At 71.7% G+C, this 23,536-nt stretch carries 23 protein-coding genes and 1 pseudogene; 6 read left to right on the top strand and 18 right to left on the bottom strand.

Annotated elements, in window-relative coordinates:
• The first annotated feature begins 9 nt into the window (after positions 1-9).
• The gene (locus tag FQY79_RS15420; RefSeq protein ID WP_246123104.1) at positions 10-1,110 is read left to right on the top strand and encodes an SDR family oxidoreductase; all 1,101 of its coding nucleotides are present in this window, start codon (positions 10-12) and stop codon (positions 1,108-1,110) included.
• Positions 1,111-1,576: 466 nt separating this feature from the next.
• On the opposite strand, the gene FQY79_RS11785 is transcribed toward FQY79_RS15420, so the two are convergent.
• Positions 1,577-2,320: an N-acetylmuramoyl-L-alanine amidase gene (locus FQY79_RS11785; protein WP_146313102.1), complete on the bottom strand. Its 744-nt coding sequence runs from the start codon at positions 2,318-2,320 to the stop codon at positions 1,577-1,579.
• Between the two features lie 184 nt (positions 2,321-2,504).
• Here FQY79_RS11785 and FQY79_RS11780 point away from each other — a divergent pair, with 184 nt between their 5' ends.
• Entirely contained in the window at positions 2,505-3,128 is a 624-nt protein-coding gene (locus tag FQY79_RS11780; RefSeq protein WP_027071994.1) for a hypothetical protein, read from the top strand.
• A gap of 153 nt (positions 3,129-3,281) precedes the next feature.
• Here the strand turns inward: FQY79_RS11780 and FQY79_RS11775 are convergent, their stop codons facing one another.
• The 4 genes from FQY79_RS11775 to glnA form a co-directional block, all read right to left on the bottom strand.
• Complete coding sequence (locus tag FQY79_RS11775; protein ID WP_146313101.1) at positions 3,282-4,742, bottom strand: ammonium transporter; 1,461 nt, start codon at positions 4,740-4,742, stop codon at positions 3,282-3,284.
• Between the two features lie 22 nt (positions 4,743-4,764).
• The gene (locus tag FQY79_RS11770) at positions 4,765-5,103 is read right to left on the bottom strand and encodes a P-II family nitrogen regulator (RefSeq protein ID WP_027071992.1); all 339 of its coding nucleotides are present in this window, start codon (positions 5,101-5,103) and stop codon (positions 4,765-4,767) included.
• Positions 5,104-5,134: 31 nt separating this feature from the next.
• On the bottom strand, positions 5,135-5,839 hold the full coding sequence (locus FQY79_RS11765; RefSeq protein ID WP_146313100.1) for a TorF family putative porin: 705 nt from the start codon (positions 5,837-5,839) through the stop codon (positions 5,135-5,137).
• Positions 5,840-6,159: 320 nt separating this feature from the next.
• Positions 6,160-7,569, bottom strand: a complete 1,410-nt coding sequence (gene glnA, locus FQY79_RS11760; protein WP_146313099.1) for a type I glutamate--ammonia ligase — start codon at positions 7,567-7,569, stop codon at positions 6,160-6,162.
• Positions 7,570-7,867: 298 nt separating this feature from the next.
• Between glnA and FQY79_RS11755 the strand changes: the two genes are divergently transcribed.
• From FQY79_RS11755 to FQY79_RS11745, 3 genes are all read left to right on the top strand, one after another.
• The gene (locus FQY79_RS11755; RefSeq protein ID WP_146313098.1) at positions 7,868-8,662 is read left to right on the top strand and encodes an undecaprenyl-diphosphate phosphatase; all 795 of its coding nucleotides are present in this window, start codon (positions 7,868-7,870) and stop codon (positions 8,660-8,662) included.
• Positions 8,663-8,853: 191 nt separating this feature from the next.
• Positions 8,854-9,237, top strand: a complete 384-nt coding sequence (locus tag FQY79_RS11750) for a VOC family protein (protein ID WP_146313097.1) — start codon at positions 8,854-8,856, stop codon at positions 9,235-9,237.
• A gap of 29 nt (positions 9,238-9,266) precedes the next feature.
• A complete protein-coding gene (locus FQY79_RS11745) occupies positions 9,267-9,845 on the top strand; it encodes a YceI family protein (protein WP_146313096.1) in 579 nt (192 codons plus the stop codon).
• Positions 9,846-9,853: 8 nt separating this feature from the next.
• On the opposite strand, the gene FQY79_RS11740 is transcribed toward FQY79_RS11745, so the two are convergent.
• The 11 genes from FQY79_RS11740 to FQY79_RS11690 form a co-directional block, all read right to left on the bottom strand.
• On the bottom strand, positions 9,854-11,113 hold the full coding sequence (locus FQY79_RS11740; RefSeq protein WP_146313095.1) for an RNA polymerase sigma factor: 1,260 nt from the start codon (positions 11,111-11,113) through the stop codon (positions 9,854-9,856).
• Positions 11,114-11,831: 718 nt separating this feature from the next.
• Positions 11,832-12,446, bottom strand: a complete 615-nt coding sequence (locus FQY79_RS11735; RefSeq protein ID WP_146313094.1) for a YbhB/YbcL family Raf kinase inhibitor-like protein — start codon at positions 12,444-12,446, stop codon at positions 11,832-11,834.
• Positions 12,447-12,510: 64 nt separating this feature from the next.
• A complete protein-coding gene (locus tag FQY79_RS11730; protein WP_146313093.1) occupies positions 12,511-13,509 on the bottom strand; it encodes a YheT family hydrolase in 999 nt (332 codons plus the stop codon).
• Positions 13,506-14,303 (bottom strand): lysophospholipid acyltransferase family protein, encoded by a 798-nt coding sequence (locus tag FQY79_RS11725; RefSeq protein WP_246123107.1) that lies wholly within the window; start codon positions 14,301-14,303, stop codon positions 13,506-13,508. The genes FQY79_RS11730 and FQY79_RS11725 overlap by 4 nt, the downstream gene beginning before the upstream one ends.
• A 97-nt stretch (positions 14,304-14,400) precedes the next feature.
• Entirely contained in the window at positions 14,401-14,817 is a 417-nt protein-coding gene (locus FQY79_RS11720) for a hotdog fold thioesterase (RefSeq protein WP_146313092.1), read from the bottom strand.
• 16 nt (positions 14,818-14,833) lie between these two features.
• The gene (locus tag FQY79_RS11715; protein ID WP_146313091.1) at positions 14,834-15,448 is read right to left on the bottom strand and encodes a YkvA family protein; all 615 of its coding nucleotides are present in this window, start codon (positions 15,446-15,448) and stop codon (positions 14,834-14,836) included.
• 109 nt (positions 15,449-15,557) lie between these two features.
• Complete coding sequence (locus FQY79_RS11710) at positions 15,558-15,737, bottom strand: hypothetical protein (RefSeq protein WP_146313090.1); 180 nt, start codon at positions 15,735-15,737, stop codon at positions 15,558-15,560.
• A 292-nt stretch (positions 15,738-16,029) separates the two neighbouring features.
• Positions 16,030-17,979, bottom strand: coding sequence for a phospholipase D family protein (locus tag FQY79_RS11705; RefSeq protein WP_146313089.1), 1,950 nt, complete (start codon positions 17,977-17,979; stop codon positions 16,030-16,032).
• Complete coding sequence (locus FQY79_RS11700; protein WP_146313088.1) at positions 17,976-18,575, bottom strand: YceI family protein; 600 nt, start codon at positions 18,573-18,575, stop codon at positions 17,976-17,978. Before FQY79_RS11700 ends, FQY79_RS11705 begins: the two co-directional genes overlap by 4 nt.
• Entirely contained in the window at positions 18,572-19,048 is a 477-nt protein-coding gene (locus FQY79_RS11695; RefSeq protein WP_146313087.1) for a SixA phosphatase family protein, read from the bottom strand. The genes FQY79_RS11700 and FQY79_RS11695 overlap by 4 nt, the downstream gene beginning before the upstream one ends.
• A gap of 26 nt (positions 19,049-19,074) precedes the next feature.
• On the bottom strand, positions 19,075-19,710 hold the full coding sequence (locus FQY79_RS11690; RefSeq protein WP_146313086.1) for a ParA family protein: 636 nt from the start codon (positions 19,708-19,710) through the stop codon (positions 19,075-19,077).
• A 201-nt stretch (positions 19,711-19,911) separates the two neighbouring features.
• Between FQY79_RS11690 and FQY79_RS11685 the strand changes: the two genes are divergently transcribed.
• Positions 19,912-21,402 carry an AAA family ATPase gene (locus tag FQY79_RS11685; protein ID WP_146313085.1) on the top strand — a complete coding sequence of 497 codons (1,491 nt, stop codon included), beginning with the start codon at positions 19,912-19,914 and terminating at the stop codon, positions 21,400-21,402.
• 172 nt (positions 21,403-21,574) lie between these two features.
• Here the strand turns inward: FQY79_RS11685 and FQY79_RS11680 are convergent, their stop codons facing one another.
• Entirely contained in the window at positions 21,575-22,177 is a 603-nt protein-coding gene (locus tag FQY79_RS11680; protein ID WP_146313084.1) for a hypothetical protein, read from the bottom strand.
• A 165-nt stretch (positions 22,178-22,342) separates the two neighbouring features.
• A pseudogene (locus tag FQY79_RS11675) lies at positions 22,343-23,260 on the bottom strand (gamma-glutamyltransferase family protein); the annotation flags it as partial.
• Positions 23,261-23,536 lie beyond the last annotated feature (276 nt).

The following is a 23,536-nucleotide window of genomic DNA, read 5'->3' as shown; positions in this document are numbered from 1 at the left end:
ACGATGGCGATGGCACGCAGCAGGACCACCGGTCCCACGCGCGGCGCGGCGAAGCGCACCGGCAGCCGGTCCACGACCGCGAAGTCCGCGAAGCCGGCGAAGAAGGCCGGCGCCCGGTCGCGCCCGGACGCGTCGGCGGACGCCGGCGCCGCGAAGAAGACCGCGCGCCGCCAGCGCGCGCTCCAGCAGTCGATCGAGCGCAAGGACGCGCGCCGCCCGGGCAAGGGCGGTCGCAAGGCCGCCACCCAGGCCGGGACCCGCCGCCAGCCGGTCGAGATGCCGGCCCAGCACGTCGCCAAGCCCGGGCGCGAGGCCGAACTCGACCTGGCGCCGCGGTTCGAGGCGCCGGACTACGCGGGCAGCGGCAAGCTCGCCGGGATGAAGGCGATCGTGACCGGCGCGGACTCGGGCATCGGCCGCGCGGTGGCGGTGCTGTTCGCGCGCGAGGGCGCGGACGTGGCGATCTTCTACCTCGACGAGCACGACGACGCGAAGGAGACCGCGCGCCGGGTGGAGGCCGAAGGCCGCGAGGCACTGCTCGTGCCCGGCGACGTGCGCGACCCCGCCTTCTGCAAACGCGCCGTGGATCGCGTCGCCAAGCGCTTCGGGCGCATCGACGTGCTGGTCAACAACGCCGGCTTCCAGCTGCACGCCGAACGCCTGGAGGACATCAGCGACGAGCACCTGCAGGAAACCCTGCAGACCAACGTCGCCGGCTACCTGTACATGGCGCGCGCAGCGCTGCCGCACATGCAGCGCGGTGCGTCGATCGTGAACTGCGGGTCGGTGACCGGCCTGTTCGGCAGCCCGAAGCTGATCGACTACTCGACCAGCAAGGGCGCGGTCCACGCGTTCACCAGGGCGCTGGCCGCGAACCTGCTGCCGCGCGGGATCCGGGTCAACGCGGTGGCGCCCGGGCCGGTGTGGACGCCGTTCAATCCCGCCGACAAGCCCGCCGACGAAGTGGGCGAGTTCGGCCGGGACAGCGCCATGGGCCGCCCCGCGCAGCCGGAGGAACTGTCGCCCGCGTTCGTGTTCCTCGCCTCGCCGGTGATGTCGTCCTACGTCAACGGCATCGTGCTGCCGGTGATGGGCGGGCCGAAGGGCTGAGGCGGTGGCGTCGGAGCCGCGGCCCCGCACGTTCCGCGCCCTGCCCCTTCCCCCGCTTGCGGGGGAAGGCCGGGATGGGGCGCCCTCCGGCGCCGGGACAGCCAGGGGCATGACGCGACCCGTTGCCCCCACCCCAACCCTCCCCCGCGAGCGGAGGAGGGAGCAGGCGGTGGAAGCGGGGGTGGCGTGGTCGGGCACCCGCCCGGTCATCGCGTTTCGGCGGGCACCGGTGTCCCGGATGGCGGCGAGGCGCGCGCGACAGGGCGCGGACGGACATTGCGCCTTGCGGCGAAGCCCCGGTCGCGGCTGAAGCCGCTCCTACAGGGAACCGCCGACTGTAGGAGCGGCTTCAGCCGCGACCACCGCACCAGCTCCTCCCGCACGCGGAACGTCGGATGCCCGGACCCGGCAGGCATCACCCGGCACACGCGGGCGCCACTCGGCGCATCCCCGCCTCCAGCTGCGCTCATGGCGCCCCGCCGCGCCTGGTCAGCGCATGCAGGATCCACAGGTCCTGCGCATCCAGTACCCGGCCGTTGTCGCCGCGAAAGCGCATGCGGTAGGAGCGGATCGCCGCCTCCGGGTCGTCGATCGCATAGCCGATCAGTCGCAGCGCCAGCATCGGATCGAAGCCGTCCGGCGGCGGCGGCGCGTCGGGATCGGGCCAGATGCCGAACCCGGCGTCGAACAGCCGCTTCCACGGGAACAGCGGACCGGGGTCGATCTTGCGCCCCGGCGCGAGGTCCGAGTGGCCGATGACCGCCGACTTCGGCAGCCGGTGGCGCGCCGCCAGGTCCTCGAGCAGCCGCAGCAAGGCCTCGATCTGCGCCTCGGGGAACGGTTCGCGGCCGTTGTTGTCGAGCTCGATCCCGATCGAGGCCGAGTTCAGTTCGTGGATCGTGCCCCAACTGCCCGCTCCCGCATGCCAGGCGCGGTACTGGTCGGAGACCAGCTGGTAGATGCGGCCGTCGCGGCCGATCAGGTAATGCGCGCTCACCCGGCCGCCCGCGTTGCGCGTGCGCAGCGTGGCCAGGCTCCGGGCCACGGACTCCTGCTCGGTGTAGTGGATCACGACCAGCTGCGGACGCCGCAGGTCGTGGTTGGGCGAGGGCACCCAGGTCGCCATCGGATTGCGCGGCGCGCCGTGCTGGCAGGCGGCCAGCGCCAGGACGCAGGCGAGCGCGGGGATCGACAGGTGAGACAGCTTCATCCGGACATTGCAGCCGCGCGGCGGCAGCGATGCAAGCAACGGGCCTGTGTCCACCCGGCGCGGGTCGCCGGTCGTCCACCGGATGCGCCTGCGACGGCGGACGGGTGTGGTAGAAACGCCTGACGGGTGGGCCCCAGGTGCGAGACGGCAGCGGGCCGCCCCTTCCTGCAATGGACGGCAGCCCATGACCCCGACCTTCCGCCCGGGCGACCACGACGCACCACCCGCTGCGACCATGGCCCCCGCGCCGTCGCGCCGTGCACGCCCGACCGTACTGGTTCTGGCCGGCCTGCTCGCCTGCCCCAGCCTCGTGCAGGGTGCGCCCCGGCCGCAAGCGGACGACGCGGCCCCGCCGGCGCCACGGGCCGACGCCGCCCGGATCCCGGAACCGGCCCTGGGCGTCTGGTACCCCGACGACGCGCAAGCGCAGTGCGGGCACTACCTGCAGGCGCCGGGACCGGACGACGACGTCGACGCCGACACCATCGCCCTCGTGGGCGCGCTCGTGGTGACACCGCGCCTGGTCCACGCCTACGCCGAATACGGCGAAGGAGAGTTCCATCTCGTCAAGCGCGTGGAGCAGGTGGCGGACGCCACGTGGCGGGTGGAGGCGGACGTCGGCATCGACGTCTTGCCCGACCCTTCCGTCCCGGCAGACGCCGTCGCGCCGGAGGTCTTCAGGCTCGATTTGCGGTCCGACGCCATGACCTGGAGCCGATGGGAGCCCGGCGCCGGCGCGGACGACGCGTCGGCCGTGCACTACGTGCGCTGCGGCGCGGTGCGTGCGGGCCTCTACCCGCTGGAATAAAACCCTGCGGGGACACGCGCGCCTGGCGGCCGGCCCAGCAGCCGCCCGGCAGGCTCGAGTCGCGCGCGGCCCCGACCGCCGCCCAGAAAAAAACAGGCGGGCGGCTTGCGCCGCCCGCCTGCACCTCGTGGGGGAGGTCGATCGCCCTGGCGATCAGCTCTCGTAGGCCGACTCGCCGTGGGAGACGATGTCCAGGCCCTGGCGTTCCTCTTCCTCGGTCACGCGCAGGCCGAACACGGCCTTGGCGACGAGGATCGCGATCGAGGTGACCACGGCGCACCAGACGATGGTGAACAGCACGCTGAAGGTCTGGGCCCAGACCTGGGCGCCGATCGTGCCCTCGATGCCGGTGCCGCCCAGCGACTCGGCGCTGAACACGCCAGTGAGCACGGCACCGACGATGCCGCCGATGGCGTGCACGCCGAACACGTCGGCGGTGTCGTCCACCCGCAGCATGCGCTTGAGGCCGTTCACGCCCCAGACGCAGATCGCGCCCGCGGCCAGGCCGATGACGATCGCGCCCATCGGGCCCACCGTGCCCGCGGCCGGGGTGATGCCGACCAGGCCGGCGATCGCGCCGGAGGCCGCGCCCAGGGCCGAGGGACGACCCTTGGCCAGGGCCTCCACCAGGCTCCACGCCACCACGCCGGCGGCGGTGGCCACCATCGTGTTGATCATCGCCAGCGACGCGATCTCGTCCGCGGCCACGGCCGAGCCGGCGTTGAAGCCGAACCAGCCGACCCACAGCAGCGAGGCGCCGATGAAGGTGAACGGCACGTTGTGCGGCTTGAGCGCTTCCCGGCCGAAGCCCAGCCGCTTGCCGAGGAAGTACGCGCCGACCAGGCCCGCGATGCCTGCGTTGATGTGGACCACGGTGCCGCCGGCGAAGTCGAGCACGCCCTTGTGCGCCAGGAAGCCGCCGCTCCACACCATGTGCACCATCGGCAGGTAGGCGAAGGTCACCCAGATCACCGAGAACAGCAGCACCGACTTGAACTTGATGCGCTCGGCGAACGAGCCGACGATCAGCGCGGTGGTGATGCCGGCGAAGGTGGACTGGAACACCACGAACAGCAGCTCGGGCAGGCCCGCGGACTCGCTGCTGGTGGTGATGCCCTTGAGGAACGCCTTCTGCGTGAACGAGCCGAAGAAGTTGTTGCCGTCGGTGAACGCGGCGCTGTAGCCGTAGGAGACCCAGACCAGGATCACCACCGAGAACACCACCAGCACCTGCATCAGCACCGACAGCACGTTCTTCGAGCGCACCATGCCGCCGTAGAACAGGGCCAGGCCCGGGACCACCATCAGCAGCACCAGCAGGGTCGAGGTCAGCATCCAGGCCACGTTGCCGCTGTCGAAGGCGGGGCCTTCGGCTTCGGTCCCGTCCGCCGCTTCCTCCGCCGCCGCTTCCATGGCCGGCGCTTCGGCCACCGCGGCCTCTGCCTCGGCGGCGGCGTCTTCCACCGCCGCGACCGCTTCGGCGACCGGCGCATCGGCCTCCGCTTCCTGCGCCAGCACCGGGGACGCCGCGAACGCCGCGGCCACGCCGAACAGCAGCGCCAGCGCCGCCGCACGGGTACGGGTCTTCAGCCCGGAGAACATCTTGGTCTTCATGGGTTCAGCCTCCGAGGTCTGGTCAAAGCGCATCGGCGTCGATTTCGCCGGTGCGGATGCGGATGACCCGGTCGAGCGGGACGACGAACACCTTGCCGTCGCCCACCTTGCCGGTGCCCGCGGCGCGGGTGATGGCCTCGAGGGCGGCGTCGAACACGTCGTCCGACACCGCCGCCTCGATCTTGAGCTTGGGCAGGAAGTCGACGACGTACTCGGCGCCGCGGTACAGCTCGGTGTGGCCCTTCTGCCGGCCGAAGCCCTTGACCTCGGTGACGGTGAGCCCGGTCACGCCCGCCTCGCCGAGCGCTTCGCGCACCTCGTCGAGCTTGAACGGCCGGATGATGGCGATGATCAGTTTCATACAGTTGCCTCCTGTGGCCGGTGGTGGCCGCTCAGAACGACTTCGAGAGCGACACCAGCACGGTGTCGTCGAGGCCGTCGATGTCGGTGTCGTGCCATTCCAGGCCGATGCCGAACCCGTTCTCGAAGGACTTGCCGGCAGCGACCTTCCAGTAGTCGTAGTCGAGCTCGCCGCCGTAGCCGCTCACCCACTGCCGGCCGTAGGCAACGCCGACGCTCCAGCCGCCGTCGAACTCCCAGTCGGCGCCGAGGTCGAGCGCGGTGCTGCCGTCGGAGTCGGGGATGCCGAACAGGTCGGTGGTGGCGTAGGAATACTTGGCGCTGAGCACGTTCCAGCTCAGGCCGAAATAGACCTCGAGGGTGTCGGGATCGTTGTAGCCGGCCGGGTAGCGGCCCGGGTACCAGTAGTAGTTGGCGCCGACGTCGTAGCCGAAGCCGCTGTCGCCGAACTCGCCGGCGTAGCCGATGAAGCCGTCGAGCTCCACCTGGCTCGACACGTCCGGATCGGAGTCGGCCAGCCAGCTGATGCTGCTGCCCCAGCCGCCGACGTAGAAGCCGCTTTCGTGCTCCCAGGTCACCCCTGCCTGCAGGGCCGGCTTCTCGTTGGTCTGGGTGACGCCGCGGAACAGGTAGTCACTGACCACCGTGACCGAGCCCGACACTTCCGCCGAGGCGGGAGCGGCCGCAAGCAGGCCGGCGGACAGGAGTGTGGCAATAGCGATCTTGCGAGACGACATGACAGGCTCCTCGTTGGATGAAAAAGCCCCTCCCCGGTCTTGCTTGGTGCAGCTTCGCCCGCCGGCATCCCCATGCCTGGCGCGGGTGCCGGCGGACGCTCTGCGGCGCCTCGTCCGGTGTCATCTTTCCCGTCCGTGTTGTCGATCTGGCCTGGGCGTTGCGTGGTCCTCGCGAAGGAAAGTGCGCGGCCCGGCGTGGGGGAGGGCCGCACGTCCGGTTCGCCACCGGACATGAATCGGTTGGAAGTGGTGCCGGGGAGGTGCTGGCGCGGCCGCCCCGGCGGTGCCCTGCCCCCGCGCGGGGGCAGGGGCCAGGTGCGTCAGACGCCGTAGTACATCTGGTACTCGAGCGGGTGGGTGGCGGCGCGGAAGCGGGTGACCTCCTGCATCTTCAGGTCGATGTAACCGTCGATGAAGTCGTCGCTCATCACCCCGCCGGCCTTGAGGAACTCACGGTCCCTGTCCAGCGCCTCGAGCGCCTGGTCGAGGCTGGCGCACACCTGCGGGATCTTCTTCTCCTCCTCCGGTGGCAGGTCGTACAGGTCCTTGTCGGACGGGCCACCCGGATCGATCTGGTTCTTGATCCCGTCCAGGCCGGCCATCATCAGCGCGGTGAAGGTCAGGTAGCCCGACTGCAGCGGATCCGGGAAGCGCACCTCGATCCGGCGCGCCTTCGGGTTCGACACCCAGGGGATGCGGCACGAGGCCGAGCGGTTGCGGGCCGAGTAGGCCAGCATCACCGGCGCCTCGAAGCCCGGCACCAGGCGCTTGTAGCTGTTGGTGCCGGAGTTGGAGAAGGCGTTGATCGCGCGGGCATGCTTGAAGATGCCGCCGATGTACCACAGCGCCAGCTGGCTCAGGCCGCCATAGCCGTCGCCGGCGAACAGGTTCTGGCCGCCCTTGGCCAGCGACATGTGCACGTGCATGCCGCTGCCGTTGTCGCCCACGATCGGCTTGGGCATGAAGGTCGCGGTCTTGCCGTTGCGGAAGGCCACGTTGCGCACCACGTACTTGGTCGCCAGCAGTTCGTCGGCCTTCTTCACCATCGAATTGAACTTGGTGCCGATCTCGCACTGCCCGGCGGTGGCGACCTCGTGGTGGTGGACCTCGACCTCGATGCCGATCTGCTCGAGGGTCTTGACCATCTCGGCGCGGATGTCGTGCAGCGAATCGACCGGCGGCACCGGGAAGTAGCCGCCCTTCACGCCGGGGCGGTAGCCGCTGTTGCCGCCCTCGTAGTCCTTGCCGCTGTTCCAGGCCGCTTCCTCCGACTCGACGTGGAAGAAGGTGTTGCCCATCTCGTTGGCGAAGCGCACCGAATCGAAGATGAAGTACTCGGGCTCGGGGCCGAAGAAGGCCTGGTCGGCGATGCCGCTGGACCTGAGGTAGGCCTCGGCGCGCTTGGCGATGCCGCGCGGGTCGCGCGCGTACGGCTGCATCGTCGCCGGCTCGAGGATGTCGCAGGTCAGGTTGAGGGTGGGGTCGGCGTAGAACGGGTCCAGGTATGCGGTGGACGCATCGGGCAGCAGGATCATGTCCGACTCGTTGATGCCCTTCCAGCCGGCGATCGAGGAGCCGTCGAACATCTTTCCGTCCTCGAACAGCCCCGGTTCGACGATGCTGGCGGGGAAGGTGACGTGCTGCTGCACGCCGCGCATGTCCACGAAACGCAGGTCGACGAACTCGACCTTGTGGTCCTTGATCAATTTCTCGACGTTCTCAAGCGACATGGTGGTGCGGCCTCTGGTTGGCGAAGGTCTGCACCCATTGGAGCAAGCGCCGTGCCAACCCCGGGATGCTCCTAACGTATTGATTCGCAAAGAGCCGCCAGAGAAAGTTGTGCTGCCGCGCACGAAAAAGGTGAAGCCCGGGTGATGCATGCACCAACTTGGGGAGGCGCCCCTGGCGTCCGCCCGGTCGCCGCGGGGAAGGCCTGTCGCGTCGCCCCCGGCCCTGCGCCCGGGCCACCCGGCCGGTCCCGGCGCAGCCCTTCCGTTATCCTGCCTGCCCCCCGGCCGAACCACGTCCATGTCCGAACCACTGTCCGCCCTCCTGCTGGGCATCCTCGAAGGGCTGACCGAATTCCTGCCGGTGTCGAGCACCGGCCACCTGCTGATCGCCCAGCACTGGCTGGGCGCGCGCTCGGACTTCTTCAACATCGTGATCCAGGCCGGCGCGATCCTTGCCATCACCCTGGTGTTCCGGCAGCGCATCTGGCAGCTGGCCACGGGCCTGGGCACACACGACAACCGCGACTACGCGATGAAGCTCGCGGCCGCGTTCCTGGTCACCGCCCTCGTCGGCCTGCCGGTACGCCTGGCCGGCTGGGAGCTGCCCGAGACCGTGACCCCGGTGGCGTGGGCGCTGATCCTCGGTGGCCTGTGGATGCTGCTGGCCGAGCATTTCGCGGAACGCCGCGGCGATTCGACCCACGTCACCTGGACGGTGGCGGTGCTGGTCGGCCTCGCCCAAGTGGTGGCGGGCGTGTTCCCCGGCACCTCGCGTTCGGCCGCGGCGATCTTCATGGCCATGCTGGCCGGACTGGGCCGGCGCTCGGCGGCCGCCGAGTTCGTGTTCCTGGTCGGGATCCCGACCATGTTCGCCGCCAGCGGCTACGCCTTCCTGGAAGTGTGGAAGGAGGGCGGACTGGGCGGCGAACCCTGGGGCGACGTGGCCCTGGCCTTCGCCGCGGCCACCGCCACCGGCTTCGTGGTGGTGAAGTGGCTGCTGGGCTACATCAAGCGCCACCGCTTCACCGGCTTCGCCGTGTACCGGATCCTGCTCGGCGCCGCGCTCGTGCTGTGGCTGCCGGCGGGCGACTGACGGAGCGTTTCCCCGGCCGGGCGCGGTCCGCGCCCGCCTCCCCTTCGCGGGCCGCGTGCGGATGTCGATCCACGCCGCCCCGCTTCGTCGTGGCTGCAGGTGGCACGCCCGGCCCCGGCCCCGCGGCCCGACGGGGGGCCACCGCCACGCCCATCCACCGACAGGCCGGTCCGCCCGGCGCAGGAGCCCCGATGTCCGCGGTCAACAGCGTCAACTGGTTCGAGCTCTACGTGCGCGACATGGACCGCGCGCGCGCCTTCTACGAAGCCGTGTTCGCAGTGGCGCTGCAGCCGCTCAAGCCGCCCGGCGACGACGGCCTGGAGATGTGGGAGTTCCCGGGCGGGCCGGACCGCTACGGCGCCAACGGCGCGCTGTGCCGGATGCCCGGCGTCGAGCCCGGCCCCGGCGGCACGGTGGTGTACTTCGCCACCGAGCACTGCGGCGACGCCGCCGAGCGTGTGGTCGCGGCGGGCGGGCGGATCATGCGGCCGCGGATGTCGATCGGTCCGTTCGGATTCATCGCCCTGGTGTTCGACACCGAGGGCAACCTGATCGGCCTGCACTCGATGCAGTAGCCGCCACGCAAGCACGAAGGAGCCCCGACATGCGCACCATCCCGCTGCTGCTGGCCGTCCTGCTGCCGGCCGCCATGCCCGCGACCGCCGCGGAAGTCCGCTACGAACTCGACCCGGCCCACACCTTTCCCAGCTTCGAAGCCGACCACCTCGGCGGGCTGTCAGTGTGGCGGGGCAAGTTCAACCGCAGCCGCGGCTGGGTCACGCTCGACCGTGAGGCCGGAGACGGGCGGCTGGAGGTGGTGGTCGAGACCGGTAGCGTCGACTTCGGCCTGGACGCGATGGACGAGCACGCCCGCGGCCCGGACCTGCTCGACGTCGACCGCCATCCCGAGGCGCGCTACACCGGCCGCCTCGCCGGCTTCGCCGACGGCCGGCCCACCCGGGTCGAGGGCGAACTCACCCTGCGCGGCGTGACCCGGCCGCTGGCGCTGGAGATCCTCTCCTTCCAGTGCATGCCGCACCCGCTGCACGGCCGCGAGCTGTGCGGGGCCGACGCGCTGGCGCGCTTCCAGCGCGACGACTTCGGCATCGGCGCCGGCAAGGCCTACGGCTTCGACATGGCCGTGACCCTGCGCATCCAGGTGGAGGCGGTGGCGGCGGAGTAGGCGCGCCCTCAGCCGGCGGCCGCTTCGGCGCGCGCGAGCAACAGCTCGCGTTCGCGCGCGTTGCGGGTCATGTCCGCGGCGCGCAGGAATTCGGCGCGGGCCTCGTCGCCGCGCCCCAGCCGCTGCAGCAGATCCCCGCGCACCGCGGGCAGCAGGTGGTAGCCGCGCAGCGCCGGTTCCCCGGCGAGTCCGTCGACGATCGCCAGCCCCTCCGCGGGTCCGCTGTGCATCGACACCGCGACCGCGCGGTTGAGCGCGACCACCGGCGACGGCGACACGTCCTCCAGCGCGCGGTAGAGCGCGACGATCCGGCCCCAGTCGGTGTCCTGGGCCCGGGCCGCGCGCGCGTGGCAGGCGGCGATCTCGGCCTGCAGCGCGTAGGGCCCGGGTGCCGGCGCCAGGCGTCGCGCGCGCGCCAGCGCGTCCAGTCCGCGTTCGATCGCGGCGCGGTCCCAACGCGAACGGTCCTGGTCGGGCAGCAGCACCGGCGCGCCATCGGGGCCGGTGCGCGCGGCGGTGCGCGAGGCCTGCAGCTCCATCAGCGCCAGCAGGCCGAAGGCCTCGGCCTCGGCGGGCGCCAGCGCCACCAGCAGCCGGCCCAGGCGCAGGGCCTCGGCGCACAGCGCCGGCCGCATCCAGTCCTCGCCCGCGGTGGCCGCGTAGCCCTCGTTGAACACCAGGTAGACCACGCCCAGCACCGCCGACAGGCGTTCGGGCAGTTCGTCGCGGCGCGGCACCTCGAACGCCACGTCGGCCTCGCCCAGGGTGCGCTTGGCGCGCACGATGCGTTGCGCCACCGTGGCCTCGGGCACCAGGAAGGCGCGTGCGATCTCGTCGGTGGCCAGGCCACACAGCAGGCGAAGGGTCAGCGCCACCTGGGCATCGCGCGAAAGCAGCGGATGGCAGGCGACGAAGATCAGCCGCAGCAGGTCGTCGCCGATGTCGTCGTCGAGCGCGGCCTCGCGCGCGGCGTGCAGCTCGTCGTGGAGGCCGTCGAGTTCCTGCGCGATCTGCGCATGCTTGCGCGCGAGCATGGCCTCGCGGCGGAGGTGGTCGAGCGCACGGTTCTTCGCGGCGGCCATGAGCCATGCGCCCGGGTTGTCAGGCAGGCCGGCGTCGGGCCAGCGCTCGAGCGCGGTGACGAGGGTGTCCTGCGCCAGCTCCTCGGCCAGGTCGAGGTTGCGCACCAGGCGCATCAATGCCGCGATGATCCGCGGCGACTCCTCGCGCCAGACGGCGTCGATGCGGCGGTGCAGGTCGACGGGCATGGGCGTGCATCTGAACACCGCGCGGCAGTGGCGCGCAAGCAGCCATCGTTCAGTCCCGCCGCCGGTGCGGCGTCGCGGCCGCCGGTGGACGCCGCGCCGCGCGCGCCTGGCCGCCGCCCGGGCCGTGCGCGGCGGGCGCGCGGTCCCGCGGGAGCGATGGCGTGGCCGCGGCCGGCGATCCGGCTGCGCGCCGCAGCAGCAGGCCGAGCACGCTCATGGCGCGCGTGCCACGAGGCCGTCCGCGCCGCGGCCGCGGCACACGCAGGCCGGTCCCCCGTTCGGGCGGCGTGCGTCGGCCAGCGGACGATCGGTGAAGGCCCGGGAGCCGGGCCTGGCCGGCCGCCCTGCGTGGAGGTCTCCGGATACCGCCATGCAGGTCGCGTCGTCGTCGCTGGCACGCGGGTCGAACGCGCGTCGTGGTGACCGGGGCCTGAGCCGGCGCTCCCCTGCCGGCGGGGAAGGGCGTGGGCAGCGGGCGCGGGGGAACGGATGGTTGGCGAAGATCCGGCGTGACATGGACGCTCCGGCGGCATGGACGCGGGGCGGCGCCGGCCGGCGCGCCCGTCATGTCGACGACGAGCGGCGGCGGCGACGATCGACATCCCCTCGCGCGGGCATGCCGGCCGCCACGGAGTGCTCCCCGCGCACGCGCGAGGCCCCGTCTGGCGCCGCCCGGCGGGAGCGGCCCATGCCCTCGGCTGCGTCCCGGCGCCGGCGCTCAGCCGGCCGCGTCCGGATTGAGCGTGTAGGTGCCGTACACCGCGGCCTCGGCCAGCACGTGGCCCTGGATCGCGCGCAGCAGGTCGCCGGCCCCGAAGCGCTGCGGCAGCTCGAGCGTCGCGACGTCAAGCGCGAACACGCGGAAGAAATAGCGGTGCACACGCCGATCGTTGGGCGGCGGGTACGGGCCGTCGTAGCCGAGGTAGTCGCCGCCCAGGTCGGGGTCGCCGGCGAACCAGCCGGTGTAGTCGTTCAGGCCCTGGCGCGCGCCCGCCGGCCCCGGCGGCTGGCGCTTGCCGCCCCTGGCGACCCCGTCGCTGCAGCTGCCCGCGGCGATCTCGCGCACCTCGGCGGGGATGTCGGCCATCGCCCAGTGCACGAAGTCGCCGCGCGGATGCTCCACCGGGATCTCCACGCCCTCCTTGCCGGCGAGCGAAGGATCGGTGGGCGCGTCGGGGTCGATGCACAGCAGGGCGAACGAGCGCGTGCCCTCCGGGGCGCCGTCCCAGGCCAGGTGCGGATTGCGGTTGCCGCCGAAGCCGTCCGGCGCGCCCATGGCGAACTCGGCCGGGATCGGGCCACGCGGCGGGAAGCTGTGGCTGCGGATCTGCATGTCCGGGCTCCCTGTGTTGCGGTCCTGCATCAGGATAGCCCAGCGGCCGCACGTGTCCGCCGGTTCAATCGCCCGCCAGCCGCGCCGCCACCCAGCGTTCGGCGTAGCCCGCCGCGCCAGTGCCGTCGAGGAAGGCGCAGTGGCCCCCCCAGGGCAGGATCTCCAGCCGCGCGTGCGGGGGCAGCGACACCTGGTGGAAGGCATCGAGCGGAATCACCGGATCGTCGGCCGCCATCAGGATGTGCGCCGGCACCGGCAGTGCGGCGAGCCGGTCGCCGGCCACGCTGTAGCCGTCGAAATAGCGGTCGATCGAGCCGAGCGTGGTGTGGTGGCGCACCAGCCATTCGGTGAGCTCGCGCATGCGCAGCCGCAGCACCTTGCGGTCGAAGCCGACCCGGTCGGGGAACAGCGCGCGCTTGCGCGCCAGCGAGCCGCGCCACTTGCGCTCGAAGTAGTGCAGGTAGAACCACGGCCCCTGCTCCATCCGCTGCATGGTGCCGGCCGGGTCGAGCACGGGGCACACCGCCGCCACCCGCGCCAGCGGCAGCCCGGCCTGGCGCGCGCGCAGCGCCACGCGCAGGGCGAAGTTGCCGCCCAGCGAATAGCCCGCCACCACCATCGGCCGCGCGCCGAAGCGGTCGGCCACGTCGCGCGCGGCGTGCACCACCTCGTCGATCCGGCAGGAGTGGAAGATGTCCGGGTTGAGGTGGTGGGTGCCGCCGTGGTCGCGGAAGTTGAGCCGGAACACCTCGAAGCCGCGCGCGAGCAGCTGGGCCGCGGCCAGCTGCATGTAGCTCGATTCCGCGCTGCCCTCCCAGCCGTGCAGCAGCAGCGCCAGCCCGCGCGGCTCGGTGCCGGGAACCACGCTGTGCAGGCCGTGCAGGCGCACGCCGTCGCCACCGTCGAGCAGGTGTTCGCGGGTGACCGCGCCGGTCCGGGCCAGCACCGCGGCCGCCACGCGCCGGCGCCACGGACTGCTGCCGAGCACGGTCTGCACGTGCGGGTTGCGCAGCCAGCGCGGCGGCGCGAAGTCCGCTCCCTGCCGGCCGGCGTCCGGGCTCATGCCGTCATCGCCGCCACGATCCGCTCGCGCGCGGCCTCGGCGATCCGGCGCCGCCCGCCGGCCGCCTCGCCGGGCTGGATCGGCTCCAGGAACGCCACCTCCACGGGCCGCGAGGGTTCGCCGAGCAGCCGCAGGAAGTTGGCGAAGAAGCCCTCGCGGGGGCGGAAGGCCACCGCCACCTGGCCGCTGCCGCCCTCGCCGTAGCGCAGCGCCACCGGCTGCACCGGCACCCCGGCCTCGACCGCGGCCAGGAAGATCCGGGCATGGAACGGCCCCACCTCGCGGCCGTCGCGGGTGCGCCCTTCGGGGAACACCCCCACCGCGCGGCCGGTGCGCAGCCGCGCCAGCATCTCGTGCAGCACCCCACCCAGCGACTCCTGGCTGCCGCGCTGGTGGTAGATGGTCTCGGCCTGCGACGCCAGCCAGCCGACCAGCGGCCAGTCCGCGATCTCGCGCTTGGCGACGAATCCCATCATCCGTTGGCTGTGCAGGGCCACGATGTCGATCCAGCTCACGTGGTTGGCCACGAACATCACCGCGCCGGGCATCGGCGTGCCGGTGCGCCGCACCCGCATCCCGAACACCCGCAGCAGGCCGCCCGACCACCAGCGGACCATGCGGTGGTGGAGCAGCTCGCCGCCGGCCAGCCGCAGGCGGCCGAACGGCGGCGCCATCAACAGCAACGTCAGGGGCAGGTGGACGAGGACGTGCCAGGCCAGCAACGGCAGGCGGACCAGGTAGCGAAGCGGGCGCACGGGAGCTCGATCGGGAGGACGGGACGACCCGCGCACGATACCGGGCCGGCCCGCGGCCCGCCAACGCGCCGGACCCGCGGCCCCGGCGCGCACGTCCGGCGCGGGCCGCACGCCGCGCGCGGGCCGGCGGACCGGGTCAGGGGTCCGCGATCACCGCCAGGGTCAGGCGCGACACGCAGACCAGGCGCCCGGCCCCGTCCTCGATCCGGATCTCCCAGACCTGGGTGCTGCGCCCCAGGTGCAGCGGGCGCGCGGTGCCGCTGACGATGCCCTCGCGCACGCCGCGCAGGTGGTTGGCATTGATCTCGATCCCGACCACCCGCTGCCCGTCGGGCACGCAGATGCCCCCGGCGGTGCTGCCCAGGGTCTCGGCCAGTAGCACCGACGCCCCCCCATGCAGCAGGCCGTGCGGCTGGCGGGTGCGCGCGTCCACCGGCATGGTGCCGCGCAGGTAGTCCGGCCCGATCTCGGTGAACACGATGCCCAGCGGCTCCATCGCGGTGCCGCGGGACAGGGTGTTGAGGGTCTCGACCGTGACGTCGGGCCGGAACATCGCCGCCGCCACCGCGTCAGCGGAAGCGGAACAGGCTCGGGCGCCAGGCGCGGGCGTAGCCGGCGCGGCCGTAGCCGCTGCTGTCGCCGTAGCCGAAGCCGAAGCCGCCGTCGCGGCTGCGGCGGCTGCGCATGCGCTCGACCAGTTCGTCGCGGCGGGCGTCCAGCCACTCGGTGCGGCCGACCGCGGAGGGCTCCACGCCGCGCTTGCGCGCCTCGCGCTCGCGGTACTCACAGAACTCGTCGTAGGCCTCGAGCTCGTGGCGCAGCTCGCGCACGCACAGTTCCACCATGATCGCGTCGTCGAGGAAGCCCAGCACCTCGACGTGGTCCGGGATCACGTCCTTCGGGTCGGCGAAGTACACCAGCGCGGACAGGACGTGCCGGCGATCCTCTTCGTCCAGGTGCCAGCCTTCGTCGCGGACCATCGCGATCATGTCGTCCAGGCGCTCCAGGCGCTGGCGGATGAAGTCGGGCAGGCGCACCTTCTGGGCGTTCTCGAGCAGGCTCGCGGCCGCCGAGATGACCTCTTCCTCGCTGCGGCCGGCGGCGGCCTTGTTGGCGGCCTCCAGCGCGTTCCTGAAGTGCGCGAGGTCCTGCTCGTTGAGTTCGATCGTCAGGGTAAGCGACATGGGGGGACCGGTGATGGAAAAAGGACATGCAGCCTAGGGCGGCCGCGCCAAGCGCGTCAATGCGGCGGGCCGCGGGCCGTTTGACGGCGCGCGGCCGCCGACGGCGGGGTCAGACGACGCGGAAACGCGGGGCGCCCGTGGGCGCGTAACGGCGACCGCTGGCGTAGCCGCTGCTGTTGCCGTAGCCGACGCCGAAGTCGCGCTCGCGGCGCTCGGAGACCGGCAGCGGACGCAGGACGCGCGCAAGGGGCCGGGACTGGGGGGCGGGGGTGCGGGGGATGGTGTACATGGTGTTGCCTCGGGAGGTGTGTGTCTTGGTGTGTTGGTAATGTAATACACCTAAGCAGGTCCGGCATGGGCCGGAAGTCACGGGCCCCGGCGGAATCGTTCCGATCGCCCGGAACCCGTTGATATGGATGGGAAAACCCGCGCGAACGTCGCAGCGCGCGGGCCTGACCGACGACAGGGGGCGGTGCCCGCGGACACCCCCTGCCCCGGCGCCCGCGGGGCGGCCGGCCCGCCAGCGGACCACGCCGGAGCGCCGGCACGCGACCGGCGGCCGACGGTCCGGGCCCGCCGCTTCAGAGGATGGGCGCGAGGCCGGCGCCGAAGGCGGTGAAGATCCGGGTCAGCAGGGTGCGGAAGCCGATGTTGACCTCGGGGAAGTCGCCCACCGGCTCGTGGCAGGCGCGGAAACCCGGGTCGAACGGCGACAGCGGCCGGGGGCAGTCCGGGCCGGGCTGGAACTCGTAGCTGGTGGCGTAGCGCACCGGCCACAGGTCGAACAGCGGCAGGTGCTCGGACGCCTTGGCCAGGGAGTACTCCAGCCCCGGCAGCACCCGCGGCTTGTCGCGCCGCGCGATCACCCAGGAGTTGGCCGGTGCGATGTCGCGGCGGATGCTGTCGGCCAGCGCGCGGGCGAACGCCGGGTCCTCGATCACCACCGCGCTTTCGGTGTTGTAGGTGTCGCCGCGCGGATCGAAGTTGTGGGTGCCGACCACGCCCACCCGGTTGTCCACCACCAGCGACTTGGCGTGCATGCCGAACCGCACCCCCGCGCGCTTGAGCGGCACGCGCTCGTGCACGCCCACCCCGGCGTAGCGCAGCGCGGCGTATTCGCGGCTCAACGGCGACTCGCGGCGCTGGCCGTCCCCGCCCTCCCCGCGCCGGGGCACGGCCGCGGCGGGCCGTTCGGGCGGCCCGATGTTCACGCTGCCGTCCTCGTTCCAGGAGATCGCGACCGCGCCGGTGGCGTCCAGGTCGATCGGCGCGTCCTCCGGGAACGGCTTGAACTCGTGGATCTCGAAGCCGAAGTCGCGCAGGTAGCGGCGCTTGTACTTGTACGACAGCGCGTAGGTGATGAACGAGTCGGTGGCCGCCAGGCTGTTGGTGGACACGACCACGCGCGGGCGCGGATCGCGCTGGCGCATGCGCCGGAACATCTCCTGGGCCTCCTTCGACAGCACCAGGTACGGCGTCTGCAACAGCACTTCCTCGGTGGCCGACTCGATCAGCCCCATCAGCAGCGGCGAGGCGTGCACCGCGCTGGCGGCGACCTCGGGGTCGCGGCGGTGCTTCTGCGGCTGGTCGGCGATGAACAGCACCTCGCCCACCGGGATGGCCGCGTCGGCCAGGCGCTGGCGCACCAGGTCGGTGTCGTCGGCGGCGCGGGAGGCGGCCGCGACCCGCTCGGGGTCGGCATAGGGCCAGTCGCGCAGCTCCGGCGCGCCGTTGCGCAGGAGGAAGCGGCCGACATCGTCGAGCCGCTCCACGGGCACCGCCAGGCGCGCATTCCAGAACGCCTCGAAGTTGGCGGCCATGTCGGCGATGACCGGCCCGCCCACCAGTACGTCGCGGTCGCGGAAGTTGTACTCGGGGTTCCAGTCGTAATAGTCGTCCTGGTAGTTGCGCCCGCCGGTGATGGCGACCAGGCCGTCGATCACCAGCAGCTTGCTGTGCATGCGCTGATTGAGCCGGCGCCAGCAGCAGGCCGCCGCCCAGGCGTACATCGGATAGGTGATCCGGGCCCGGTGGAGCACCGGGTTGTAGATGCGCAGCTGGAAGTTGACGTGCGAGGAGGCCAGCGCGGCCAGGGTCTCGACCTGGCGCAGCGCCGAGAGCTGGTCCACCAGCATCCGCACCCGCACCCCGCGGCGCACCGCGGCCATCAGCTCCTCGAGCACCAGGTGGCCGGCGTCGTCCTCGTCGAAGATGTAGGTCTGCAGGTCGATGCTGCGGCGCGCGCCGCGGATCAGGTCCAGGCGCGCGAGCAGCGCGTCCTGGCCGTAATCGAGCAGCACGGCGTAGTGGCGCGGCCGCCCCGGCGCGCTCTCGGCCAGCGCACGCTCGCCCAGTTCGCGCAGCGGCGAGGGACGGGCGCAGGCCGCCTCCGCCTCGCAGGCCACCATCCGCCCGGACCGGGCCTGGGCGGCGATCTCCGCGGCCCGGTCGCGCTCGAGCGTCGACAGGCTGGCGCATCCGCCGCCGGCCAGGACCAGCAGCGCCAGCAGGACACGCACCGCCGCGGTCATGGCGCCGCGGACGGACGCGTGCGCAGGTGCAGCGAGAACACGACCCGGTCGGCCAGGGCGAAGGCCCAGCGGTCCATGGCGTAGTCGCTGCGGTAGACCACGCCGGTGGCCACCACGTCGCAGTCGATGGTCGGCCGCGCGCAGGTGGCCGGCGCGAGCGCGAACACCTCGCGCCGGCGCACGCCGCGGATGGTGAGCTGGCCGCCGAGCAGCCCGCCCTCGCGCAGCAGGGCGTCGTCGTAGGGATCGGACACGAACTCCACCCAGGGATGGTGGTCGGCATCGAAGAAGCCCTTGCCCCGGGTGATCTTCGAGTACTGCGGATGGTCCAGGATCTCGACCTCGCTGGTCGGCAGGCGCAACCGCACCCGCCGGCGCTGCGCGGAGACCGGCTCGATCGTGCCGCTCCACTGCGGGAACCGGCCCTCCAGCTCCTGGCCCCAGCGGGTCTTGAGGGTGAAGCCGATGCGCGAGCGCGCGGTGTCGATCTCGGCCGCCGGCCCGGGCGGGGACGCGGCCACCGGCGCCAGCCAGCCCGCGCACAGCAGGGCCAGCCACCAGTGCCAGCAGTGGCGCTGCGACAGCCGGGCGCTCATGGCCACCAGAACGCGGTCAGGGTGGCGACGCCCGGTTCGAGCGGCGCGTCCTCGGGCAGCGACAGCACCGCCACCGCGGCCGGCGGCATTCCGCGGTAATCGCCCGACTGGCCGCTGTGGAGCAACGCCACCAGGCGCTCCAGCCCCGGGTTGTGCCCCACCAGCAGCAGGCGCTCGGCGTCGCGATGGGCGTCGAGCAGCCCCGCCAGGGTGCCCGGCATGGCCTCGTAGATCGACGGTTCGAGCTGCTTGTCCAGGCAGCCCACCACCTCCATCACCGCGTCGAGGGTCTCGCGCGTGCGCCGCGCCGGGGAGCACAGCGCCCGGTCCGGGACCAGCGACTTGTGCTGCAGCCAGTGGGCCACGGCGGAGGCCTCGGCCAGGCCGTCGGCCGAAAGTGCCCGGTCCAGGTCGGCCTGGCCCGGGCGGGGCGGCTCGGCATGGGCATGCCGCAGCAGGATCAGTTCGCGCATCGAGGCGTCCCCGGACCGGTGGTGGCTCAGGCCTTGCGGACCCACCTGAGCAGCGGCTGCCAGTCCGCCTGGTGGTCGCGCACCAGGGCCGAGTTGTAGTCGTACAGGCTCTTGCCGAAGCCGACCAGCATCACGTAGGCCTGGCTGTCGCGCAGTTCGGCCACCAGCGGGTAGGGCCATTGCCGCAGCAGGTCCATGGCCTGCTGCGAGGCATTGGTCCAGGGCCGCAGGCGGTTGCCCACCAGGCCCACGCGCAGCGCGCCGCCGCGGATCCGCGGGTGCCTGGCCAGGGTGTTGAGGAAGGGCACGGTGGCGTCGATGTCCAGCGCCGAAGGCAGCACCGGCACCACCAGAGCGTCGGCATGCTCCAGATAGACCTCGAGCGCGTCGGCCTGGGCCCCGGCCGGGGCGTCGATCACCACCCGCTCGGTGCCTTCGGGGATCGACCGCCACGCGCTGCGGTGCCGGCTGGACCCGTCGATCGGCAGCACCGCGCTGTCCATGCCGGAACGGCGTTCGGCCCAGCGCGTGGACGATCCCTGTGGATCGGCGTCGACCAGGACGGTCCTGCGGCCCGCGAGGGCGGACTCCGCCGCCAGGTGGGTCGCGATCGTCGTCTTGCCCACACCCCCCTTGGAACTGGCCACCAGCACAGTCTTCATCCACTGCCTCCGCCATGGGAACGAGCCGCGAGCGTACACCGGCCGCGTGACGGGGGCGAAACGCGGGACGCACGCGGGGTCCGGTCTTTACGGGATCTTTACGCGGCGTCCCGGAAGCGCGGCAACGACGGCGGGCGCCATGGGCGGTCCGCGCCTGCTATCGTCGCAGGCCGCCTTCCCATCCCGACCCGCTCCTCGTCGATGAGTGACCTGCAGGACCTCGTGGCGCTGATCCGCGCCGACACCCCGCTGATCGTGGTCGAGACCCCCGACGAGATGCGCGTGGTGGAGCTGTTCCGGCAGTCGCTGACCCGGATCTGGCGGGCGCTCTACCGCTGGTCGATCACCGAGGGCCTGCGCCGGCTCGACCTCGACCGGGAGGACCCGGCCCAGGCCCCGCCCGACGCCGGCACCACCCTGGCCGCGATCCGTGGCGCCGACCAGCGCGGCGTGTACCTGCTGCTCGATTTCCACCCCTACCTGGGCTACGCCGCCACCCGGCGCCAGCTGCGCGAGATCCTGCAGCGGCGCGGCTGCCTGCCGCACACCATCGTCCTGGTCGGGCACCGGGTGGAGCTGCCCGGCGAGCTCGAGGCCAGGGCCGCGCGCCTGCGCCTGCGCCTGCCCGACGGCAACGCCCTGCTCAGGATCGTGCGCGAGGAAATCGCCGCCTTCCAGCGCGAGAACCAGGGCGCGCGGGTGGTCGCCGACGACGCCGTGGTGCGCCGGATCGTGCGCAACCTGCAGGGCCTGGACGCGATGGACGCGCGCCGCATCGTGCGCCACCTGGTCCACGACGACGGAGTGCTCGGCCCCGGAGACCTGCCCGAGCTGACCCGGCTGAAGTTCGAACTGCTCAACAAGAGCGGCCACCTGCACTACGAGTACGACACCGCGCGCTTCGCCGACGTGGCCGGGGCGCGCCGGCTCAAGCGCTGGATCGACCTGCGCCGGCGCGTGTTCACCGGCGACGGCGAGCCGCCGCCGGGCCTGGACCCGCCGCGCGGCATCCTGCTGCTGGGCGTGCAGGGCTGCGGCAAGTCGCTGCTGGCCAAGGCGGTGGCCGGCGGCTTCGGCGTGCCGCTGGTGCGGCTGGACTTCGGCACCCTCTACGCCAAGTACCACGGCGAGACCGAGGCCAACCTGCGCCAGGCGCTGGAATCGACCGAGCGGCTTGCGCCGTGCGTGCTGTGGATCGACGAGATCGAGAAGGGCCTGGCCGCCAGCGGCGCCGACGGCGACGGCGGCGTGTCGAGGCGCGTGCTCGGCTACCTGCTGACCTGGATGGCCGAACGCAAGGCGCCGGTGTTCCTGGTCGCCACCGCCAACCAGGTCCACGAACTGCCGGCCGAACTGCTGCGCAAGGGCCGCTTCGACGAGATCTTCTTCGTCGACCTGCCCGACGCCGACACCCGCGCCCACGTGTTCGAGCTGCACCTGCGCCGGCGCCAGCTCCCGGCCGAACGCTTCGACCAGGCCGCGCTGGCGGCGGCCACCGAGGGCTTCTCCGGCGCCGAGATCGAGCAGGCCATCGTCTCGGCGATGTACGCGGCGCTGGCCGGCGGGCGCACGGTCGATACCGGCCTGCTGCTGGAGGAGATCCGCGCCACCCGCCCGCTGTCGGTGGTGATGCGCGAGCAGGTGGCGGAACTGCGCGCCTGGGCCGGCAGCCGCACGGTGCCGGCGGATTGAGCCAGTGATGTGCTACCCGCCGTGAATTCTTGAAAGAAGGCCTAAATAACCGTGATCTCGAGCGTAAACGCGAAGCGCTCTACAACGGTGGATCTGGCCGAATCAATGGCATTGATTTGGCCAGACCCATCAATGCGTTCGGAATGAGAAACTGGAACTGTCCATGTATTCTTCAATTCTTGCCGGCCCTTGACGAAACCACCTTTCTCCCACTGCTCGAATCAAAAATAAAATTGTAGGTCAACCTAATGGCAACCGGCTCGAGCGTTGCCCCCTCATCCTCGCAATTATCATTCTTTGAAGCCCCTTCCGGAAAACTACATATGGCGGCGCCAAAGAATGTCCATCCGGAAACAGCAGACACTACAGCCCTTCCAAATGCACTAGCGGCATACAAGCGAGAGTCAGGGCAAGCAGGCATATCAACAATCTCAACTTCTTCCACGACTCCTTCTTCAGTAACCACAAAGGAGGCGCATATATGGAGTTTCTGATTGATGCCATCGACCTCTTCAGGATATTCAGGATTCCTGATATTGATGGGGACGGCCATGATGAACTGCTGGTCATCCTTGACCTCGTACCTTGTCGCTCCCAGCGGGATAACCATTTCGCGATCGACTTTTGTTGAGATAGCAGCGCATCCCGATGCCAAGACAACAAAGAAAACCGCAAGAATCTTGGATTTATTGCTTCTGAGAGCAGACAAAATCCATTTCTTATTTTCTTTCTTCACTTTTATAGCCACATGCGCCCATTTCTTGAACCCGGGCACAGCCTTTGGGCTGCGCCCGGATCGGACTCACTTAAGGATCAATCGTATCGTCTTGTTTGGGTACACATGTGACCACCCCTCCTGACGCTGTGCAATCCCATCCCGGGGGACTCGGCACGGGACCATCTGGCAACGTTGGCGGCGTATCCTCCGCAAAAGCACGGGGCTGCCGAAGCCGTAGGACTTGAGGTCGTAGGGTTCGAGCAGGTTGAGGATCTGCAGCGCGGCGATGCCCTGCCCGTTGGGCGGCAGTTCCCACACGTCATGGCCGCGGTAGCGTGTCGACACCGGTTCGACCCATTCGCCCGCGTGCGCGGCCAGGTCCTCGTAGGACAGGAAGCCGTCGTTGGCCTTGAAATAGGCGTCGATGGTGCGCGCGATCTCGCCCTTGTAGAACGCGTCGCGGCCGCCGTCGGCGATCTTCTGCAGGGTGTCGGCGAGGTTCGGGTTGCGCCAGGTCTCGCCGGTGCGCGGGGCGCGGCCGTCGATGGTGAACTGCTCGCTGAAGCCCGGCCACTTCGACAGCCGCGGCACCGAGCGCTCCCAGTAGTAGGCGATCACCTCGTGCACGGGGTGGCCCTCGCGCGCGTAGCGGATCGCCGGCTCCAGGTTGCGCGCCATCGGCAGGCGGCCGAAGCGGCCGTGCAGGGCGAACCAGGCGTCGACCGTTCCGGGCACGGTGACCGGCAGCGGCCCGTGCGACGGCACCTCCTCCAGCCCGCGGCGCCGGAACTCCTCCAGGGTCAGCGAACGCGGCGAGCGGCCCGAGCCGTTGTAGCCGTAGAGGCGGCGCGTCTTCGGGTCCCACACGATCGCGAACAGGTCGCCGCCGATGCCGTTGTCGGTGGGCTCCATCAGCCCGAGCGCGGCGTTGGCCGCGATCGCGGCATCGACCGCGCTGCCGCCGGCCTTCATCACGTCCAGCGCGACCTGGGTGGCGAGCGGGTGCGAGGTGGCCGCCATCGCGTGCGGCGCGTGGACCTCGCTGCGGGTGGCGAACGGCTTGCCGGTGATGCGGTCGGCGGCAGCAGTGGTGCCGGCGACGCACGCGGCCAGCGCGACGGCCGCGACGAAACTGTGGATCCTGCGCACGCAAGGGGCCCCTGGTCCAATGGTGGGGCCCACCTTATCCCCTCGGCCCGATGCGCGCGACATCGCGCGCCGGAGCCTGGCGCGGACGACGGCAGTAAGGCGCCCACCCCGGCCCTCCGCGCGATGCGGCGGAAGGCGCCTCTCTCCCGGTTGCGGCGTCGGGCCGGCCCGGCGCCACCGCGCGCCGCGCCGCCCTGCCCGCCGCCTCCGCGCTCCGCACGGAGGACCGGGGTGGTGCCTGCTGCAGCCATGCAGGGCCGGGTGCCC

Source organism: Luteimonas wenzhouensis, from assembly GCF_007859305.1.
GTDB classification, from domain to species: Bacteria; Pseudomonadota; Gammaproteobacteria; order Xanthomonadales; family Xanthomonadaceae; genus Luteimonas; species Luteimonas wenzhouensis.
This window is presented reverse-complemented; position numbering and strand designations above follow the sequence as displayed.

Coding starts and splice junctions, on each gene's coding strand:
- FQY79_RS15420 (WP_246123104.1), top strand. CDS start 10: ATGGCACGCAGCAGGACCACCGGTCCCACGCGCGGCGCGGCGAAGCGC.
- FQY79_RS11785 (WP_146313102.1), bottom strand. CDS start 2,320: ATGAAGCTGTCTCACCTGTCGATCCCCGCGCTCGCCTGCGTCCTGGCG.
- FQY79_RS11780 (WP_027071994.1), top strand. CDS start 2,505: ATGACCCCGACCTTCCGCCCGGGCGACCACGACGCACCACCCGCTGCG.
- FQY79_RS11775 (WP_146313101.1), bottom strand. CDS start 4,742: ATGAAGACCAAGATGTTCTCCGGGCTGAAGACCCGTACCCGTGCGGCG.
- FQY79_RS11770 (WP_027071992.1), bottom strand. CDS start 5,103: ATGAAACTGATCATCGCCATCATCCGGCCGTTCAAGCTCGACGAGGTG.
- FQY79_RS11765 (WP_146313100.1), bottom strand. CDS start 5,839: ATGTCGTCTCGCAAGATCGCTATTGCCACACTCCTGTCCGCCGGCCTG.
- glnA (WP_146313099.1), bottom strand. CDS start 7,569: ATGTCGCTTGAGAACGTCGAGAAATTGATCAAGGACCACAAGGTCGAG.
- FQY79_RS11755 (WP_146313098.1), top strand. CDS start 7,868: ATGTCCGAACCACTGTCCGCCCTCCTGCTGGGCATCCTCGAAGGGCTG.
- FQY79_RS11750 (WP_146313097.1), top strand. CDS start 8,854: ATGTCCGCGGTCAACAGCGTCAACTGGTTCGAGCTCTACGTGCGCGAC.
- FQY79_RS11745 (WP_146313096.1), top strand. CDS start 9,267: ATGCGCACCATCCCGCTGCTGCTGGCCGTCCTGCTGCCGGCCGCCATG.
- FQY79_RS11740 (WP_146313095.1), bottom strand. CDS start 11,113: ATGCCCGTCGACCTGCACCGCCGCATCGACGCCGTCTGGCGCGAGGAG.
- FQY79_RS11735 (WP_146313094.1), bottom strand. CDS start 12,446: ATGCAGATCCGCAGCCACAGCTTCCCGCCGCGTGGCCCGATCCCGGCC.
- FQY79_RS11730 (WP_146313093.1), bottom strand. CDS start 13,509: ATGAGCCCGGACGCCGGCCGGCAGGGAGCGGACTTCGCGCCGCCGCGC.
- FQY79_RS11720 (WP_146313092.1), bottom strand. CDS start 14,817: ATGTTCCGGCCCGACGTCACGGTCGAGACCCTCAACACCCTGTCCCGC.
- FQY79_RS11715 (WP_146313091.1), bottom strand. CDS start 15,448: ATGTCGCTTACCCTGACGATCGAACTCAACGAGCAGGACCTCGCGCAC.
- FQY79_RS11710 (WP_146313090.1), bottom strand. CDS start 15,737: ATGTACACCATCCCCCGCACCCCCGCCCCCCAGTCCCGGCCCCTTGCG.
- FQY79_RS11705 (WP_146313089.1), bottom strand. CDS start 17,979: ATGACCGCGGCGGTGCGTGTCCTGCTGGCGCTGCTGGTCCTGGCCGGC.
- FQY79_RS11700 (WP_146313088.1), bottom strand. CDS start 18,575: ATGAGCGCCCGGCTGTCGCAGCGCCACTGCTGGCACTGGTGGCTGGCC.
- FQY79_RS11695 (WP_146313087.1), bottom strand. CDS start 19,048: ATGCGCGAACTGATCCTGCTGCGGCATGCCCATGCCGAGCCGCCCCGC.
- FQY79_RS11690 (WP_146313086.1), bottom strand. CDS start 19,710: ATGAAGACTGTGCTGGTGGCCAGTTCCAAGGGGGGTGTGGGCAAGACG.
- FQY79_RS11685 (WP_146313085.1), top strand. CDS start 19,912: ATGAGTGACCTGCAGGACCTCGTGGCGCTGATCCGCGCCGACACCCCG.